The 17,560-nt window shown below is 62.4% G+C and carries 20 protein-coding genes and 1 other RNA gene; 11 read left to right on the forward strand and 10 right to left on the reverse strand.

Annotated features, from left to right (window positions below):
• Positions 1-99: 99 nt before the first annotated feature.
• From B7G66_RS08945 to B7G66_RS08950, 3 genes are read right to left on the reverse strand one after another with little or no spacing between them, the layout of a single operon-like run.
• Positions 100-855, reverse strand: coding sequence for an OmpH family outer membrane protein (locus B7G66_RS08945; RefSeq protein WP_048859121.1), 756 nt, complete (start codon positions 853-855; stop codon positions 100-102).
• Complete coding sequence (locus tag B7G66_RS17845) at positions 845-1,015, reverse strand: hypothetical protein (protein ID WP_159107960.1); 171 nt, start codon at positions 1,013-1,015, stop codon at positions 845-847. The genes B7G66_RS08945 and B7G66_RS17845 overlap by 11 nt, the downstream gene beginning before the upstream one ends.
• Before the next feature lie 4 nt (positions 1,016-1,019).
• Positions 1,020-1,472, reverse strand: a complete 453-nt coding sequence (locus tag B7G66_RS08950; protein ID WP_003617230.1) for a hypothetical protein — start codon at positions 1,470-1,472, stop codon at positions 1,020-1,022.
• Positions 1,473-1,844: 372 nt separating this feature from the next.
• Here B7G66_RS08950 and B7G66_RS08960 point away from each other — a divergent pair, with 372 nt between their 5' ends.
• On the forward strand, positions 1,845-2,372 hold the full coding sequence (locus B7G66_RS08960) for a GNAT family N-acetyltransferase (RefSeq protein WP_003617233.1): 528 nt from the start codon (positions 1,845-1,847) through the stop codon (positions 2,370-2,372).
• Positions 2,373-2,621: 249 nt separating this feature from the next.
• Here the strand turns inward: B7G66_RS08960 and B7G66_RS08965 are convergent, their stop codons facing one another.
• The 3 genes from B7G66_RS08965 to thyX form a co-directional block, all read right to left on the reverse strand.
• Positions 2,622-3,239 (reverse strand): MlaC/ttg2D family ABC transporter substrate-binding protein, encoded by a 618-nt coding sequence (locus tag B7G66_RS08965; RefSeq protein WP_003617234.1) that lies wholly within the window; start codon positions 3,237-3,239, stop codon positions 2,622-2,624.
• A 24-nt stretch (positions 3,240-3,263) separates the two neighbouring features.
• Entirely contained in the window at positions 3,264-4,082 is an 819-nt protein-coding gene (locus B7G66_RS08970) for an MlaA family lipoprotein (RefSeq protein WP_003617235.1), read from the reverse strand.
• 387 nt (positions 4,083-4,469) lie between these two features.
• The gene (thyX, locus tag B7G66_RS08975) at positions 4,470-5,423 is read right to left on the reverse strand and encodes an FAD-dependent thymidylate synthase (RefSeq protein ID WP_003617238.1); all 954 of its coding nucleotides are present in this window, start codon (positions 5,421-5,423) and stop codon (positions 4,470-4,472) included.
• A gap of 79 nt (positions 5,424-5,502) precedes the next feature.
• On the opposite strand from thyX, the gene ssrA reads away from it, so the two are divergent.
• The 4 genes from ssrA to B7G66_RS08995 all read left to right on the forward strand — a co-directional run bounded on the left by ssrA (position 5,503) and on the right by B7G66_RS08995 (position 8,973).
• Positions 5,503-5,848, forward strand: a transfer-messenger RNA (tmRNA) gene (gene ssrA / locus B7G66_RS08980).
• A 289-nt stretch (positions 5,849-6,137) separates the two neighbouring features.
• Positions 6,138-6,755: an SspB family protein gene (locus B7G66_RS08985; RefSeq protein ID WP_003617242.1), complete on the forward strand. Its 618-nt coding sequence runs from the start codon at positions 6,138-6,140 to the stop codon at positions 6,753-6,755.
• A gap of 103 nt (positions 6,756-6,858) precedes the next feature.
• Positions 6,859-8,529 carry a fumarate hydratase gene (locus B7G66_RS08990; RefSeq protein WP_003617245.1) on the forward strand — a complete coding sequence of 557 codons (1,671 nt, stop codon included), beginning with the start codon at positions 6,859-6,861 and terminating at the stop codon, positions 8,527-8,529.
• 51 nt (positions 8,530-8,580) lie between these two features.
• Positions 8,581-8,973 carry a VOC family protein gene (locus tag B7G66_RS08995; protein WP_003617248.1) on the forward strand — a complete coding sequence of 131 codons (393 nt, stop codon included), beginning with the start codon at positions 8,581-8,583 and terminating at the stop codon, positions 8,971-8,973.
• Between the two features lie 513 nt (positions 8,974-9,486).
• Here the strand turns inward: B7G66_RS08995 and B7G66_RS09000 are convergent.
• The gene (locus B7G66_RS09000) at positions 9,487-9,975 is read right to left on the reverse strand and encodes a kinase inhibitor (protein WP_040511314.1); all 489 of its coding nucleotides are present in this window, start codon (positions 9,973-9,975) and stop codon (positions 9,487-9,489) included.
• 122 nt (positions 9,976-10,097) lie between these two features.
• Positions 10,098-10,319, reverse strand: coding sequence for a hypothetical protein (locus B7G66_RS09005; protein WP_003617252.1), 222 nt, complete (start codon positions 10,317-10,319; stop codon positions 10,098-10,100).
• A gap of 242 nt (positions 10,320-10,561) precedes the next feature.
• Between B7G66_RS09005 and queA the strand changes: the two genes are divergently transcribed.
• From queA to B7G66_RS09030, 5 genes are read left to right on the forward strand one after another with little or no spacing between them, the layout of a single operon-like run.
• On the forward strand, positions 10,562-11,620 hold the full coding sequence (queA, locus tag B7G66_RS09010; RefSeq protein ID WP_003617253.1) for a tRNA preQ1(34) S-adenosylmethionine ribosyltransferase-isomerase QueA: 1,059 nt from the start codon (positions 10,562-10,564) through the stop codon (positions 11,618-11,620).
• Positions 11,617-12,777 carry a tRNA guanosine(34) transglycosylase Tgt gene (gene tgt, locus B7G66_RS09015; RefSeq protein WP_003617255.1) on the forward strand — a complete coding sequence of 387 codons (1,161 nt, stop codon included), beginning with the start codon at positions 11,617-11,619 and terminating at the stop codon, positions 12,775-12,777. The genes queA and tgt overlap by 4 nt, the downstream gene beginning before the upstream one ends.
• Position 12,778: 1 nt before the next feature.
• Entirely contained in the window at positions 12,779-13,879 is a 1,101-nt protein-coding gene (queG, locus tag B7G66_RS09020) for a tRNA epoxyqueuosine(34) reductase QueG (RefSeq protein ID WP_003617257.1), read from the forward strand.
• Between the two features lie 5 nt (positions 13,880-13,884).
• Positions 13,885-14,160: a ribbon-helix-helix domain-containing protein gene (locus tag B7G66_RS09025; protein WP_003617259.1), complete on the forward strand. Its 276-nt coding sequence runs from the start codon at positions 13,885-13,887 to the stop codon at positions 14,158-14,160.
• Positions 14,161-14,187: 27 nt separating this feature from the next.
• On the forward strand, positions 14,188-15,015 hold the full coding sequence (locus tag B7G66_RS09030) for a TerB family tellurite resistance protein (protein ID WP_003617261.1): 828 nt from the start codon (positions 14,188-14,190) through the stop codon (positions 15,013-15,015).
• A 13-nt stretch (positions 15,016-15,028) separates the two neighbouring features.
• Here B7G66_RS09030 and B7G66_RS17330 read toward each other — a convergent pair whose 3' ends face one another.
• Both B7G66_RS17330 and B7G66_RS09035 read right to left on the reverse strand, forming a co-directional pair.
• A complete protein-coding gene (locus tag B7G66_RS17330; RefSeq protein WP_148424788.1) occupies positions 15,029-15,349 on the reverse strand; it encodes a hypothetical protein in 321 nt (106 codons plus the stop codon).
• Positions 15,346-16,473, reverse strand: a complete 1,128-nt coding sequence (locus B7G66_RS09035) for an Mrp/NBP35 family ATP-binding protein (RefSeq protein WP_003617263.1) — start codon at positions 16,471-16,473, stop codon at positions 15,346-15,348. Before B7G66_RS09035 ends, B7G66_RS17330 begins: the two co-directional genes overlap by 4 nt.
• A gap of 289 nt (positions 16,474-16,762) precedes the next feature.
• Between B7G66_RS09035 and B7G66_RS09040 the strand changes: the two genes are divergently transcribed.
• Positions 16,763-17,560: OpgC family protein (locus B7G66_RS09040; protein ID WP_048859123.1), on the forward strand; the 798-nt coding region annotated here is incomplete at its 3' end.

Here is a 17,560-nt window from a genome sequence, read left to right on the forward strand (position 1 = left end):
GCTTTTTCCAAAAAGCTTCAGAAGACGCCGCCTTTTTGAAAAAAAGGCGGCACCCAAAAACTTTTCTTTTTTATCAATGGTTTGTTTTCAAGCAATCTCTTACTGCTGTTCGCCGCCCTGGTCATTCATCTGGAACGGTGCGACGGGGTATTTGCCGGACTTTGCGATTTCCTCAGGGTCTTCGTTGGGACCGGGGATATAGACCGATGGCAGCGTGGTGTTGAGGTGGGTCACGACCTCGTTGCTGATATCGAGCGTATTGTCATGCAGCGCCGCAGTGCCCGCCTGAAGCACCATCGTCATGCCGCGTGCGCGCGCAATGGCGGAGACGATCTGCTGGATTTCGCGCTGTACCTGGTTCAGGCCGACCTGCGCATCTTCTTCCAGGATACGGTTGCGATTACCGAACTTGGTCCGGTCATCCATGACACGCTTTTGCAGTTCCTGCTGCTGTGCGGGGGTGGGGGCTTTCCCGCTCTTGAGGATACCCTGACGGATGCCCTGCAACTGGGTTTCCTCCGCCCGGACGTCACTGACGAGGGATTCGCGACGGGTGCCAAGTTCCTTTTCGATCTTCTGCACCGCAACCGACTGTCCCATAATCATCTGGGTGTTGAACACACCAATCACGGGCGCCGTGGGACGCACGCCAGCGGGCAGCGGTTTGAATTCCGGCACCGCAGGCATCGGCAGGACCGGCGGCTGCTGGGGCTGGGCCTGTTCCGCGCCGGGGGCCACACCCTGCGCCATCGCCGCGACGGGCGTCACGCTCAGCGCAAGCGCCAGCGTGGCCCAGCGTCCGAACCCTGCCCGCTGACGGGTTGGGGCAAGCCCGGCATTGCGCTTAGCTGTCATAATCCATATCCATGATTGTTCCGCCATCGAATATCTTTGGGTAGCGGATCATATGGCGAATTAACAGCCCCGGCCCCATAAAAAAGCCCCTATAAAAAACATGTCGTTGCGCCATGCGCGGGGCCGACGCGACGGTGGCGGGGCACAGCATGCCCGCCATGGTGTCACAGGCGCCACAACAATGGTGTATGTGACAGGAAGATCACGAACAGCCCGCCGATGAAGGCGATGCGGAACCCACGGTTTGCCCCGGCCTCCAGCAACTGGTCGCGGGTCAGGACCTGCATGAAGGGGTCATACATCCGCCCACGCTGTGTTTCGGGCATGCCGGACAGACGCCCGCGCCACTCGTTCCTGTGACGCAACTGCTCGGTGGTGGAAATGTTGACACGTTCATAGAGCGAGGAGACATAAGCATCCAGATCCTCGATTCGGAACATGATTTCACGGGCGTTTTTTACGGCGGCATGGGGACCGGTCCGCACCAGACGCAGGCAGCGCAGGCGAAACGGGGTGATTCCGATATGTTCGGCCGCCTCAGGCATTGAAAGCATGCGCTTGAGGGGAAACATATGAACCGTAGCCTGCGGATCGTCAGAAATGATGGGGCCGGTCATGATATGTGATAAAATCGACCATCATTCCTTGCGGTGTCAAACGGAATATGGCCGTGGCGTAAGGGCTGCGCACATACGACCCATGCAGTGCCCCCCATGGTCCTGCCCGCCTGACCGGACCTTCTGCGGCAGGCTTTGCGGGGTCACGGCGTCGTTCCCCGATGTGGCCCAGGGGACCTGGAATATGTCGGGGGCGATATAAAAACGCAGCCGATATAAAAAACAGGACAAATGCCTTGTATCGCAGATAACATGACATGGGGCTGATACGGGTCGGCTGATACGGTATGGGGCGATCCTTCCCCGGCCCCTGATATCCAGGTCGTCCCCGATGCGTGCATCGGGGTACGTCATGCAAAGGTGAGGTTACACATGGAACGTCGCATTCGCACCGGACGACTGGAACTCAAACCTGTTTCATGGCGGGACATTGATGACGTGGCACGCCTGAAGGCGAATGCCGGTGCCGTGGGGGTACGCTGCTGCGGTATTCGTTCCCGCGGGCAGAGCGAGGCCGATGTGGCCGCAAGCATCTTCAGCTGGGGCCGCAATGGCGTGGGTATTTTCGCCGTGCGGGAAATGGGCCGTTTTGTCGGAATGGCGGGGGTGCGTCCCGGCGGGGAGGAAGGGGCCTATGAATTCGAATTCGCCCTGTGCCCCACGCGCGCGGGCCGGGGCCTGACGCGGGAGGCCGCGGGCGCCGCACTGGCTTTTGCGCATGATGCGGGGGTGGAGCGCGTGATCGCCCACGTGCCTGATGAGGACATCATGGGACGTCAGATCATCGGGGGCAGCGGTATGGCCCTGTGCCAGCATTATGCCACGCCCGACGGGCGGCAGATGTTGCTGTATCACAGTGTCCGCCGCCCTGCCGTTATGCCGGGCGTGGCGATTCACTGACGCGATATGGGGGCCATCAACGGGGCCGTGCCGCATTGTTTCAGGAAGGGGCCGTGTCCGCCTGATGCTGCCTTGTGAACACGGCCTATGCCAAAGCTTTCTGGAATTCAGGGATATGTTTCGGGAACGGGGGCGGGTTTCAGGTCGTGGCCTGCCGATTCCATAAGATCCTGAGATGTCAGCCCTTAAACAGGAACGGGGCGGGACATGGTCCCACCCCGCACCAGCGCAGCGCACGATTGCGCGTATTCAGTGATGGTTGGCAAGCTGCTTGGTCAGGGCATGCAGCAGGGCATCGACATTGCCGCCATTGCGCGCGATGTAGGAACTGTAATCCTGCCGTTGCGTCAGGCGCAGGCTGGCGCCTTCGCCCACGACATCCACGACTTTTGGCGCACCGCTGCTGGAACTGATGACCCATTCCGTATTGGCGGCCGGTTGCCCGGGGCGGTTGATGACGGTGGACACCGCAATATCTTCGCCTGAAGGCGTGGCCGGTCCTACGGTAAAGGAAACGCCACGATAATCGCCGATCTTGTCCGTGATGGCATTGACAAGAACCTGGTGGAACAGTTGCAGGTAATGGGTCTGCTGTTCCGGTGTGGCAATGCGCCAGTAACGCCCGATGCAGTAACGCCCGATTGCATCGACATCGACATTCTGTTCCAGCAGGGGTTCGATCTGCTGTTTCTTCTGCGGCAGGGAAATGTCGTTATTGACGATGGCCACCAGCTTGTTGCCAAAATCATGGACAAACGTGCGGGCCTGCGCACCGCTGTCAACGGCATGGACGGGGGCTGTTACCGACAGGGCGCCGGCTATTGTAAGAAGACCCAGTGCATGGCGACGGGTGAAAGATGTCTGCATCGCTGTGTCCCTGTATGGTTTTTTTTATCTGTTGCTGTACCAATCCGGCACCGTGGCCCGGTGGTCGGCCTTGATGGCCGCGGCCTGCGCCTTGCGCTGCTGCTGATAGGCGCTGCGGATCGTGGCGTAGGGATCAAGCGAATCCTTCAGGACCTGATCGAGCGCATCGACATTGGTGGCCATGCCGTTGATGGTGCCCATGATGCTGTAGGCCCAGTTGAATGTCACCAGCCCATAGCCACGTGGCACGTAGTTCCATGGCGCAAGCCCGACATCAATGCCATACCCGATGCCGTCACGGAAGGAAGATGGCCCCAGCGCGGGCAGGAACAGGTAGGGTCCCGACGGAACCCCCCATGTCGCCATCGTCAGGCCCGCATCATTGTCATGGTGCTTGTACCCGGCATAGGCGGCAACGTCGATCAGCCCGCCAAGGCCTGCCGTCATGTTGATGCACCAGCGCACGAAGGCATCGCCCGCGCGACGGGATTTGCCCGCGCCCACGTCGTTAAAGAACACGACCGGTTCATTCATGGTCTGGTACAGGTTGCCGAACGAATTGCGCAGCGGACGCGGCACGGCCCAGATATATGCCTTGGCGACAGGGCGAAGCGTGTATTTGTTCGCCCACATGGTAATGGCGAAAGCCTTGCGGTTCAGCTTTTCATACCGGTCGTTGGCTTCGTTATATTCCGCCAATGCGTCCGGGTCCTTGGGGGGGGGCGTCGCGCATCCGGCAAGGGCCAGCAGGCCCAGGAACGCACCAGCCACACGCAATGCCGGACGACAGGAAAGCGGGGACGGGCGGGGCGACGAAGAATTCGATCCTGTCTCTGCGCGCATGCTCGTTTCCGCTTCCCTCTGTCTTCTAGGTCCCGGCGGAAGAACGCCGGAGGCTATGTATTTATAAAACCTTGTATGGGCCATGCCCGCTTGCGTCCCTCTCTAGCATGGGATGGCCGTTGTGCAATCCGCAAGCGGGGAATCGAACGGATATTGTGCCTGCATTGCAATGACGACATGGGAGTAAACCGGGTTTTCGTGCCGCCATGCAATGACATCCTATCATGCGATTGTCGCCACGGGTGTGGCCGGGAATCCACATCCGCGCCCGCACCGCGTGACCGGCTTCCCCGCATCTCGGGCCATATTGCCATATGAGGGGCGCGCGGGCATGGTCACGCGGTATTGAGGCGCCGGCGGCAATCCGCCCGCCCGTTCGGTTCCCGTTCAGCCCCCGTTCAGGCGCGGGGCGATTTCGGGGAACAGGGTGGCAAGTTCCGTGATCTCGCGCCGTGACAGGCCCTCTGCCTTCGGGTCAACCGGCGTCCCCGCCATGACCGCGCGCAACACCCGCAATGCCGGGCCGGACAGCAGGGTTGCATCGCGCATATAGTCGCGAAAGGCCCCGAAGGTCAGGGGCACCCATTTTTCCACCAGGCCAAGGATGGCATCGGCATAGGCGCGGATTTCGTACTGCGCGTGGCTGTCGGCGCGCAGGCGCAGGAAATGCAGCAGGTTCCACAGGTTAATCTGCCAATAGAACTGCGTCATGATATTGACCGGCAGGTTCATCCGCGCCAGTTCGCGCGCGATCGACGGCCGGGTGGGATCGACGGTGCCGCCCGCCGCATCTTCGTTAAGCAGGTCGAGATAATGGTCGTAACACCGCGCCGCGTCGTCACGCAGCAGGTCAAGCACCTGTTGCGCCTGTTCGGGGGGCAGGGTGGTGCCGCGTCCCTGCTTGTTGCTTGCGGACTGCACGGCGATATCCTCGGGGCGGGGGAAGTAGAATTCCTTCTCCAGCACGGAATAGCGCGCGGAATATTCGTTGATGCTTGCGGTGCGGTGGCGGAACCACTGCCGTGTGACGAAAATCGGCGCGCGGACATGCAGCTTGATGACCGCAAGTTCGAACGGGCTGGTATGGCGGTTGCGCATCAGGTAGCGGATCAGCCCCCGGTCGTCGGATGTACTTTTCGTGCCCTTGCCATATGACACGCGCGCGCCCTGCACGATGCCGTCATCGCCGCCCATGTAATCAACCAGGCGGACGAATCCCGTGTCCAGCACGCTGACGGGTTCGTACATCGCCTCCTCAAGCGCCGGGACGACAAGGCGCCGGGTCGGGGTCCATGCGGCGCGTGCCGCCTCGATTGCCGATTTCTGGTCGTTGGAAAACATGGGCCACCATTCGTGTTCGGGATTTGAGCGTTGCCGCGCATACCATGCCCGGCGTTGTTTTTTCCACCCATCTCCGCATCATCTTGCGCCCGGGTCCCATCCTCCCTATATCTGTTGGTGCCGGAGGGGTTCGCCCCTTGGCTATGGCGATAAACGGCGCGTGGAATAAGTGTTGTGGACCCGGGGGCGGTACCCGGCGTTTCCACCAGTTTTTTCGTGATCGGCGGCCCATCGGGCCTTCGCATCCGAAAGATGGGAACGAAACAGGCTCGACACGCATGGTAAAGACCCGCCTTTTGCCCGGCATTGTACCGCCGTTATCGGGCTAAACATACAAGTGCCAATGATAACACTGAGGTGCTCGCTGTCGCTGCATAAGCGATAAGCGCGGTTCGGGGGGGCACCGGGCAACAGAAGCCCCCTCACTTTGCCGCTGTTCATTATACCCCTGCTTAACTTTGTCCCTGTCCACACAGGTCGGCGCCGCCCTGGTGTCCCTGCCCATGGCCCTGTCAGGCCGCGTGGTCGCCCTGACCCGCCTTGCAGCCCCGTTCGTGCGCCTATCTGCTTCGTGAAGGTGATCGCGCCGCATGCTCCCTTGTCTTGAGGCAGGGTTTGACGCACAGCTTGGTGCTGTGGCACGGCGTGGTCTGAACCCGCATGTCTGATAAGGTCGGCCCGCGAATCCGGGGCCGCCGTTACGGAGAAGCCCGAATGTCCGATGATCACGACGAGGAAAATGGTTTCGAGACCAGCATTCCCGACAGCCTCCTGCCCTATGACGACTGGATCGAGGACGCGTATCGCGATGTGATGCTGCGCGCCTTTGAATATGTCGTGACGGAAGGGGGCCTGCCTGGTGATCATCATTTCTACCTGACATTCCGCACCGACTGGCCCGGCGTGGAAATGCCCGAACGCGTGCGCGCGCAGTATCCGCACGAAATCACCATCGTCCTGCAGCACCAGTTCCATGGGCTGAAGGTCGATCGTGCGGCGGGCACGATTTCCGTCAGCCTTGCCTTTGGCGGGGTGCCTGCGACGCTGGTGATTCCGGTGGCGGCGATTTCCGCCTTTGCCGATCCGTCGGTCAAGCTGCCCCTGTCCTTCCGCGTGCCTGAACACCCGCCACAGCCCGCCCCTTCGGCCGAGATCCATAATGTTTTCGGACAGGGACAGGGACAGGGGCCGCGCGCGCCGCAACCCGAACAGGAGGCGCACGCCCCCGGTGCGCAGGACGCGACCCCCACATCGGCAGAGGAAACGCAGCCGTCCTCACCACAGGTCGTAAGCCTTGCCGCATTCCGCAAGCGGGGTACCGAACCGGGCTGAGCCACATTTTCATCCGGGCGCCCGGATGGGGCCGGGCGCCCTTGCCATAAAACCGTCACCTGGAAGCAATCCGGGGGCATCCATAAAGGCAGGAGACCGTCCGTTGAACACCACTACACCCACCAGGGCCGCAAAACCGGCCGCCAAGCCCTTTGTCTATGGGCCGCTATTCCCGCTTCATGACGACGATACACCGTGGAAGAAGCTGGAGATCGAGGGGGTCACGACCTCCGTGCTTGGCGGGCGCACGGTCGTGCATGTCCGGCCCGAGGCGTTGCGCGAACTGGCCGCGCGCGCCTTCAATGACGTTGCCCACCTGCTGCGCCCGGCGCATCTGGCGCAGCTTGCCAAGATCCTGAAGGACCCTGAGGCGTCGGATAACGACCGTTTCGTCGCTCTCGACCTGCTCAAGAACGCCTGCATCGCCGCTGGTGGCGTGCTGCCGATGTGTCAGGATACCGGCACGGCCATCATCTATGGCAAGAAGGGGCAGCGCGTCTGGGTCGATGGTAACGAGGAGGAGGCGTTCTCCCACGGGGTGTACGACACCTATACCCGCACCAGCCTGCGCTATTCGCAGATGGCGCCGCTGTCGATGTTCCAGGAAGTCAATACCGGCACCAACCTGCCGGTGCAGTTCCATATCTCTGCCACGCCGGGTGATTACCATGCGGAACAGATGGACCTGATGTTCGTCGCAAAGGGGGGCGGGTCGGCCAACAAGTCATTCCTGTTCCAGGAAACCCGCGCCCTGCTGGCAAGCGAGGAACATTTGCTCACATGGCTTGATGGCAAGATCCGCGCGCTTGGCACCTCCGCCTGCCCGCCCTATCACCTTGCGGTGGTGATAGGTGGCATGTCCGCCGAACAGACGCTGGAGACGGTGAAGCTGGCGTCCACCAAGTGGCTTGATACCCTCCCGACCGAAGGCAGCGCGCTTGGTCATGCGTTCCGTGATGTCGATATGGAGCAGAAGATCCATAAGCTGAGCCAGCGGCTGGGCATTGGTGCGCAGTTCGGGGGCAAGTATTTCTGCCATGACGTACGTGTCGTGCGCCTGCCGCGCCATGGGGCGTCGCTTCCGGTGGGAATCGGGGTTTCATGTTCCGCCGACCGGCAGGTCAAGGCCCGCATCACCGCCGATGGCGTGTTTCTGGAACAGCTTGAGACAGACCCCGCACGCTTCTTGCCTGAAACAACGGACGCGCATCTGGGCGGGGAGGAAGTCGCCATCGACCTGAACCAGCCGATGGACGAAATCCGCAAGAAGCTGTCGCAGTATCCGGTGCGCACGCGCCTGTCGCTGACGGGGACGATGGTGGTGGCGCGTGACATCGCGCATGCCAAGTTCCGCGAACGCCTGGAAAAGGGCGAGGGCCTGCCGCAGTACCTCAAGGACCATCCCGTTTATTACGCCGGTCCCGCCAAAACGCCGGAGGGCATGCCCACCGGGTCGTTTGGGCCGACCACGGCGGGGCGCATGGACAGTTATGTCGCCATGTTGCAAAAGGCGGGCGGGTCATATGTGATGCTGGCAAAGGGTAACCGGTCCAAGGCCGTGCGCGATGCGTGCAAGGAATATGGCGGGTTCTATCTCGGGTCTGTTGGTGGGCCTGCGGCGCGTCTGGCGCAGGACTGCATCCGCAAGGTCGAGGTGCTGGAATATCCCGAACTGGGCATGGAAGCGGTCTGGAAGATCGAGGTCGAGAATTTTCCGGCCTTTATCGTTATCGATGACAAGGGTAATGATTTCTACGATGGGCTGACGGGCTGAGGAATCGGTCCGTCATGACCTGTCGGGTTTGATAACCGGAGGCTGCGCGCCATGCGTTTTACCGTCGATCGACTGGACCATCTCGTTATCACTGTCCGGGATCTGGAAATCTCGTCCTCGTGGTATCAGCGTGTCCTGGGCATGGAACGGGAAGAGTATGGCCGCAACAACCGCACGGCCCTGAAATTCGGTGGGCAAAAGGTCAACCTGCGTCCCCATGGGGCGCAGGGATGGACCACGGCGCAGGACGCGCTGCCGGGGACAAACGACCTGTGCTTCATCACGGCCGTCAGCAGTACTGATGTGGTGGAACACCTGGAACAGTGCGGTGTACGCGTGACGGAGGGACCGGTCGCGCGCCTTGGCGCCTTGGGGCCTGTGACCTCGGTTTATTGCGAAGACCCCGATGGGAACCTGATAGAGATCGCCTCCTATCAGGGCTGAGGCGTTTTGCGGCAGACGGTCTGCGCGCTGCGAAGTGTCTTGGGAACAGAGGTTTCTGGCGCGTGCATTATCCGGAACTGCCGTGCCTGTTGGGGTTTTTGATAAGAGATTGTCTGAAAACAAATCATTGATAAAAAACAGGAAAAGTTTTTTGGGTGCCGCCTTTCGATCGAAAACGGCGGTGTCTTCTGAAGCTTTTTAGAAAAAAGCTTCACCAAAAATCTTTATGATTTCAGGATGTTATTGATCCTGACGTTTTAAACAGTCTCTAAAATTGCGACCAGAACATCTGCACGGGGCTGTCTGGAATGCCAGGGCGAATGCTCTGCTGGAACATGACGGGCCGTTGGCAAGGATTGGTCAAAAAGCCTTGTCACGGATGCAGCCCTTTTGAAAAAGGCCAACACGCGCGAACCTGTGGCCATTCCCTGTCAGTGGGGTGTTTTCAAAGCAGTCGCTGGCGTTGCTGAAGCTGCCTTTGGCATCCCCGTGCCCGAAGGCACGGGAAGAGGCTCATTTCTTGCTATATACCGCTGTCAGCGTGGCGGACCCCAGGCTGTGCTGGCCCACGACAAAACCGACCATCGCGCCACTGGCGTCGGTGGGCAGGTCGAGGCGTTGCAGGTTCAGCGCATGGATCGTGAAGACATAATGATGTTCACGCCCTGCCGGGGGGGCGGCGCCGCCATAGACATTCCCGCCAAAGTCGGTGCGCGTCATCACGGCATGTTCCGGCAGGTTGGCATCCCCCGAACCCGCACCCGCCGGAAGTGACGAGACGTCGGCGGGAATGTTGATGACAACCCAGTGCCACCATCCCGACCCGGTCGGTGCATCGGGATCGAACATTGTGATGGCAAAGCTCTTGGTGCCTTCCGGCGGGTCGGTCCATGCCAGCGGGGGGGAAATGTTCCCGCCGCAATAGCCCATGCCATCGAACACCTGCGCCTCTGGCAGGCGGTCGCCCTCGTGGAAGGCGCGACTGGTCAGTGTAAAGGTCATGATACCGGTTTCCTGCATGCGTCCCCGATCGGGGGCTATGGCATGCGAATGGGGTGATGGGGCAGGCTGCCGCGGTGCGGCGGCGGTGTCATGCCCATGACCGCCGCACCCGTCGGGGCAGGTTACCAGTTCTGGCTGATCAGCCAGAATTCTTCCGACGTCAGGGTGATGACCGGCGTGCCGTGCTTGCATTCCGCGGCCGCCATCGCCAGCGCGCCCATGCGCTGGATCATCAGGGTCTTGCGCTGGTGGGCCTCGGACTTCTCATCAGAGGCTTCAAGCGTGATCAGTGCGTTCTTGCAGGCCTTGGCAAGGCGGGCGGCATCAAGTGCGGCATAGGACATGGGTGGGGTTCCTTGTGTTCAGGCATCGCATGCGGGACCTGTCCCACATACGAATCACGGGCCATGTGTGTTTCTGGCCATAGTGTTTACTGCGTTGCCGGTATGTGTCCAACCATTGCCCCACCCGTGAGCGGTGCAAGGGGCCGCATGCCTGCCTTTCGTCCATGGCGCGGCATGCCGATCCATGCCGGCCTGCGTGTTCGTGCTGGCAAGGGGGCTGCTGATTCCCTAAAGGAAGGGTCATGACGGATCTCGTTTCTGATTTCGACTTCGACCTGCCCGTGGCGCTGATCGCCGATCACCCGGCCCGGCCCCGTGACAGCGCGCGCATGCTGGAGGTCCCGCCACAGGGGGCCTTTTGCGACCGCCATGTGCGTGACCTGCCCGGATGCCTGCGCGCGGGCGACATCCTTGTGGCCAATGACACCGCCGTCATCCCGGCGCAGCTTGCGGCCATGCGTGGGGCGGCACGTATCGGGATTACGCTTGACCGTATCCTGCCTGATGGCACGTGGCACGCGCTTGCGCGCAATTCGCGTCGCCTGAAACCCGGCGATATCCTGACATTCGCGCCCAGCGCGGTCACGGCCGAGGTCGTGGTGTGCGAGGACGCGGGCGGTGTCGTCATGCGTTTCGATGTGGAGGGCGAGGCGTTTGACCAGTTCCTCCACGATACAGGCCATCTTGCCCTGCCGCCCTATATCGCACGTCCCGATGGCCCGACGGAAGAAGACCGCAAGGATTACAGCACCATCTTCGCACAGCATCGTGGCGCGGTTGCGGCCCCCACGGCGGGGCTGCATTTCACGCCTGCCCTGCTGTCGGGGCTGGAGGCGGCGGGCGTGCTGCGCCAGACGCTGACGCTGCATGTGGGGGCGGGGACGTTCCTGCCGATGCGCAGCGAACAGATTTCCGAACACCGGATGCATGCCGAACGTGGCACGATCACCGCGCATGCCGCGCACCGCATCAACGCGGCGCGTGCGGCGGGTGGGCGTGTCATCGCCGTCGGCACCACGTCGCTGCGGCTTTTGGAAAGTGCGACGGACGAGGACGGGGTGGTCCATCCCTTTCATGGCGAAACGGCGATTTTCATCCGGCCGGGATACCGTTTCCGCGCGGTGGACATGCTGCTGACGAATTTCCACCTGCCGCGTTCGACATTGTTCATGCTGGTCAGTGCCTTTGCCGGACAGGCGCGGATGCGGGCGGCCTATGAGCATGCAATGGCCGCGGGCTACCGGTTCTATTCCTATGGTGATGCGTGTCTGTTGCATCGTAATGACGGGGGGGCGGCATGACCGCGTTTCGCTGGCGGGCGCAGGCCCGTTCTGGTCAGGCCCGGGCCGGGTATCTGGAAACCGCGCACGGTACGGTGCCGACCCCCACCTTCATGCCGGTCGGCACGGTCGGCACGGTCAAGGCGATGACGATGGACGCCGTGCGTTCCACCGGCGCCGGGATCGTTCTGGGCAATACCTATCACCTGATGCTGCGTCCGGGGGCGGAGCGTGTGCGCGCACTGGGCGGGTTGCACCGGTTCATGGACTGGCCTGGGCCAATCCTGACGGATTCGGGCGGGTTCCAGGTCATGTCGCTTGGCCCGCTGCGCAAGCTTGATGCCGATGGCGTGACATTCCGTTCGCACATTGACGGGTCAAAGCATCGCCTGACGCCCGAACGTTCCACCGATATCCAGCATGCGCTGGATGCAACGATCAGCATGTGTTTCGACGAATGTCCCGCCCTGCCTGCCCCGCCCGAGACGATTGCGCAGTCCATGCGCATGTCCATGCGGTGGGCGGAACGCTGTCGCACGGCCTTTGTCGCGCGCCCCGGCTATGCCCAGTACGGAATCATCCAGGGTGGGACGGAACCTGAACTGCGCGCCGAAAGCGTGCGCGCCCTGACGGATATCGGGTTCGAGGGATACGCCATAGGCGGCCTTGCCGTGGGGGAGGGGCAGGAGTTGATGTTTTCCACCCTTGACGCCACGGTCGGGCTGATCCCGCAGGATGCGCCGCGTTACCTGATGGGGGTGGGCACGCCAGACGACCTGCTTGGCGCGGTGGAACGCGGGGTGGACATGTTCGACTGTGTCATGCCCACGCGCGCGGGCCGCACGGCGCGGGCCTATACCGAACGTGGGACGCTGAACCTGCGCAATGCGCGCCATGCGGCCGACAGCCGCCCGATCTCTGCGCATTGTGACTGTCTTGCCTGTTCACGCCACAGCCGCGCCTACCTGCATCACCTGTTCCGTGCGAATGAGATCCTCGGCCCCATGCTGCTGACGTGGCATAATCTGGCCTATTACCAGCGTCTGATGCGGGGCATTCGCGCGGCCATTGTGGAGGATACATTGCCCGAACATGCCGCCCACCTGCGCGCGCAATGGGCGATGGAGGACTGGTCCCCCGACGAGATGCCCTTCCCCGACATTCCGCCCGTACCCTGATATGGCGGCGCGTGCGCAACCCGTGGCCTGCCCCCCCGGTGCGCCGGGGGGGCTTGCGCGCCGGATTCATGATCGCGCGGTGGCGATCGGGTTCGATGCGGTGGGTTTCGCGCCCGCCATGCTGGATGACGCGGCCTGTGCGCGATTGCATGAATTCGTGCGGACCGGCCGTCATGGCGCGATGGACTGGATGGCGCAGCGCATGGCGTGGCGTGGCGACCCGCGCGCCCTGTGGCCTGACGTGCGCAGTGTGATCTCGCTCGGCCTGTCATATGCGCCTGATGGCGATGCGCTGGCGACATTACGCAATCCCATGGCGGGGAATATCTCGGTCTATGCCCGGCATCGCGATTATCATGACGTGGTCAAGGGCATGCTTAAACAGGTGGCGCAGTTCATCGTGGCGCAGGGACGCCGCCAACCCGGTGGCGAGGCATCGCCACCGGGGGTGAAGGTGTTCGTTGATACCGCCCCGGTCATGGAAAAGCCGCTGGCCGCGAATGCGGGGCTGGGGTGGCAGGGCAAGCATACCAACCTCGTCTCGCGCACGCACGGAAGCTGGCTGTTCCTGGGCGAGATCTACACCACGCTGGACCTGCCGCATTCCGCGCCTTCGGGCGGGGGGTGCGGCACATGTACCCGCTGCCTTGACATATGCCCGACATCCGCCTTTCCCGCGCCGGGGCAGATTGATGCGCGGCGGTGCATTTCCTATCAGACAATCGAAAACCCCGACCCCATTCCCCATGAATTGCGGCCGCTGATGGGCAATCACATCTATGGCTGTGACGACTGCCTGGCGGTATGTCCATGGAACCGTTTCGCGCAGGCCACACGACAGATGAAGCTGCGGGCGCGGCCCGACCTTGTGGCGCCGGCGCTGCGTGACCTTGCGGTGCTGGACGATGCGGGATTCCGTACGCTGTTTTCCGGCTCCCCCATCAAACGGATCGGCCGTGCGCGGTTCGTGCGCAATGTGCTGATCGCCATTGGCAACAGCGCGCGCGCCGATCTGTGCGATGTGGCGCAGGGATTGTGCGATGACCCGGCCCCGGTGGTCGCGGATGCCGCGCGCTGGGCGGTGGAGCGCCTGATGTCATGAGGGGCATGCGTCCCGTCGCGCCGTCGCCCCTGTTGCACAAGCGCAGCATGATGCTGTCGGGCCATCGCACCAGTGTCGCGCTGGAACCTGAATTCTGGGGGGCGCTGGAACGCATGGCGCGCGCACGCGGGGTCGGGCTTACGATCCTGATCGCGCGCATCGATACCACGCGTGATCCCATGCGCACGCTGGCGTCGGCATTGCGGGTCGCGGCCCTGCTGGAATGGATGCCTGCCCTGCCGGCAGCAGGGGGGCAGGGCGGGGAAGAACAGTTGGGTTAGCACGCGCGTCGTGCTAGGTTCGCGGCCATGGCGATATGGGGAAAACTGTTTGGCGGTGTCGCGGGATTCGCTGTGGGCGGTCCTGTCGGTGCCCTTGTGGGAACCGCGCTCGGGCATGCTGCCGATAACGGTTCGTTGCTGGAAACACCGGCCGGTGGCTGGACCGATCGATGGGGTGGCCGCGCCAATGCCGACCCCAATGGTGCAGCCACCTTTGTCGCCGCCAAGCTTGCGGCGGCGATGGGCAAGCACGACCAGATGTATGGTCTGGTCATCATTGTCCTGTCGGCCAAGCTTGCGAAGTGCGACGGGCCGGTCAACCGCGCGGAAATCGATGCGTTCAAGCGGCGTTTCAACGTCCCGGCCGAAAACATGAAGGAAGTCGGGCGCCTGTTCGACATGGCCCGGCAGCGCACCGACGATTACGAGAATTTTGCCCGTGAACTGGGCCGTGCATTTTCCAATCGCACGGAAATGCTGGAGGAGGGGCTGGCTTCCCTGTTCATCATCGCGCGCGCCGATGCCGGCCCCACGGGGGAGATCAATGCGCAGGAGGAAGAATTCCTGCGCCGTGTGCATAAGGCGTTCGGCCTGTCCCCCGGCGCGTGGGAGCGCGCGCAGGATGGCCGTGCCCGCCCCAGCGTGAGCGAGGTTGACGCCTATGCCGTTCTGGGCCTGTCACGCACCGCAAGTAATGAGGAAGTGCGCGTGACGTGGCGGCGTCTGGTGCGTGAACATCATCCCGATATCCTGTCGGCGCGTGGTGCCGATGAGGCCGAGATGGCAAGGGGTGCGGCCCGTATTGCGCAGATCAACGCCGCATGGGACCGGATCAAGCGCGACCGCCAGATCTGATATCCACGAAGCTTCAGGAAAGATCAGAGCCTGTTTGAAAAGTCAGGCTCGATAACATATTGAAATTATAAAAGTTTTTGGTGAAGCTTTTTCTAAAAAGCTTCAGAAGACGCTGCCTTTTTCGATCGAAAGGCGGCATCCCAAAACTTTTCCTGTTTTCTATCAATGATGTGTTTTCAAACAATCTCTCAGTGCCCGTTTTCCCGCACTGCTGGTCCAAAGACGTTCTTTTTTGGGGAAAACCCGGAAAAACGCTTGTTTTGATGAAAACCCCTGACCCGCCACCCGCTCTGGGTGCGTGTTCTTTTCCTTCAGGATAAAGCAGCGCCGTCACTTCGCCTGCTTCTTGTCCAGCAACCTGCGCAGCGCCCCGCCCACCGTATGCGCCAAGGTGCGGTAGGCCTTGCCCGCCGGGCTGTCGGGGGCGGAGATGACGATGGGCGCGCCGTTGTCGCCGCTGGCACGGATATCGGCCAATAGCGGGATTTCGCCAAGGAAGGGTACGCCGGTTTTTTCCGCTTCGGCCCGTGCGCCGCCATGGCCGAACAGTTCGGTGCGGTGGTTACAGTTGGGGCAGCAGAAATAGGACATGTTCTCCACAATGCCCAGGACGGGCACACGCATCTTCTCGAACATCGCAACACCGCGCCGGGCGTCCAGCAGCGCGATATCCTGTGGCGTGGAAACGATGACCGCCCCCGCCAGCGCCGTTTTCTGCGCCAGCGTCAACTGTGCATCCCCCGTTCCCGGCGGCATGTCCACCACCAGCACGTCGAGTTCGCCCCAGTCCACATCCGACAGCAGTTGCCCGATCGCCCCCATGACCATCGGACCGCGCCAGATCATCGCCTTCGTTTCCTCCACCAGCATGCCGATCGACATGGCGGTGATGCCGTGGCCATGCAGGGGTTGCAGGCGGCCGTCGCGCACTTCGGGCTGGCTGTCCATGCCCATCATGCGCGGCAGGGACGGGCCATGCACATCCGCGTCGAGCAATCCCACGCGCAGCCCCTCCAGCCCCAGCCCGACGGCAAGATTGACGGCCGTGGTCGATTTGCCCACCCCCCCCTTGCCCGATGCCACCGCGATCACCAGTCCCACATTGGGGGGCAGCGGTCCGGTCGGCTGTGCGCTGCCGGGCTTCGCACCAAGGTTGAGCGGACGGTGGCCGCCGCCCTGGGGGGATGGGGTTGCGGCTGCGGGCGCACGGTGGGACGTCAGGATGACGGAGGCACCCTTTACCCCGGCTATGTCATGCGCCAGCCTTGCTTCGATATCGGCAATCATCGGGCGTATGTGTTCGGCGCGGTCGCGATCGGTGGCGATGGCGACATGCACGACCCCGTCGCGTACGGTTGTGGCGTCAAGCGTGCCAAGGTCCAGCGCGCATGCCCCCGTGCGTGGGTCGCGCACATCGCGCAGCACCTGTTCGATTGCCGACTGCGTTATCTGTGCCATGCTGCCCCTGCGCTGAAAAAAACTGGTGAAGGCCGGATATAGGGGCCATGGCCTGATGACGGAAGGGGGCGCGGGACGGCGCCCGTGCAAAATGCGAATGGCCGTGGTTATAAATTGGCCTTGGTGGCGTATTTATCCCTGTCGTATCGGAAGTGTGAAATTCCGTGTCCCCTGTCATCCGGTCCCGTCCGGGATACGGGCGGGGCATGCCCATCGGCGGGGAATACGCAGTGCAGGGAAGAAGTAGTACGTTGTCATGACATCATGCGTGCAGGCAGGTGGCCCCCACATGGCCGCCACCACGCCGCCGGGTGGGCGCGACGCCCCCCGCGATGCGTCCCGCACCGCCGGGCCGGCCGCCGCATCCGGTGATGGTACCGCCACGGCGGGACAGGGCGTGCCGCGGGTGCGCGATCACCGCGTGGACGCACTGCGGGGGGTGGCGTTGCTGATGATGTGCATCGACCATATCCCGCAGGATGTCCTTAACCGCTTTACCATGCGCAATGTCGGTTTTGCCGATGCGGCGGAGGTGTTCGTGCTGCTGGCGGGATATGCGTCGTGGCTGGCCTATGGCCGGGCATTTTCGCGGCAGCCATGGCAGGCTGTGGTCGAACGCATCGTGCGCCGGTGCGGGCGGCTTTATGTCTTTCAGACCCTGATGGCGGTGGTGACGATCGTCACCATCCGGGTCTGGCGGCATTACTGGCCCGTGCCGGTCGATTTCCTTGAACCCGAACTGGCCCATGGGCTGGATTCCCTGTGGCGGGTGATGCTGTTGCAGGCGTTGCCGGGCAATCTCAATATCCTGCCGCTTTATATCGTGCTGCTGCTGGCCTTTGCGCCGTTGTGCTGGGTGCTGCGGCGGGTGGGGCCATGGCCCGTCCTGGTGGCAAGCGGTGCATTATGGGCGGTGGTCAATTTCGACCCGTCCCTCAATTTCCCCAACTGGCTGGACCCTGACGGGTGGTATTTCGACCCGCTGGCGTGGCAGTTCCTGTTCGTAATTGGCGCGTGCGCGTCCATACTGGCCGCACGACATGGCGGCAGCCTGCCGCTGTCGCGGCCGCTGGTGGTGGCATGTGGG

It is taken from the genome of Novacetimonas hansenii JCM 7643 (assembly GCF_000964405.1).
Lineage (GTDB): Bacteria > Pseudomonadota > Alphaproteobacteria > Acetobacterales > Acetobacteraceae > Novacetimonas > Novacetimonas hansenii.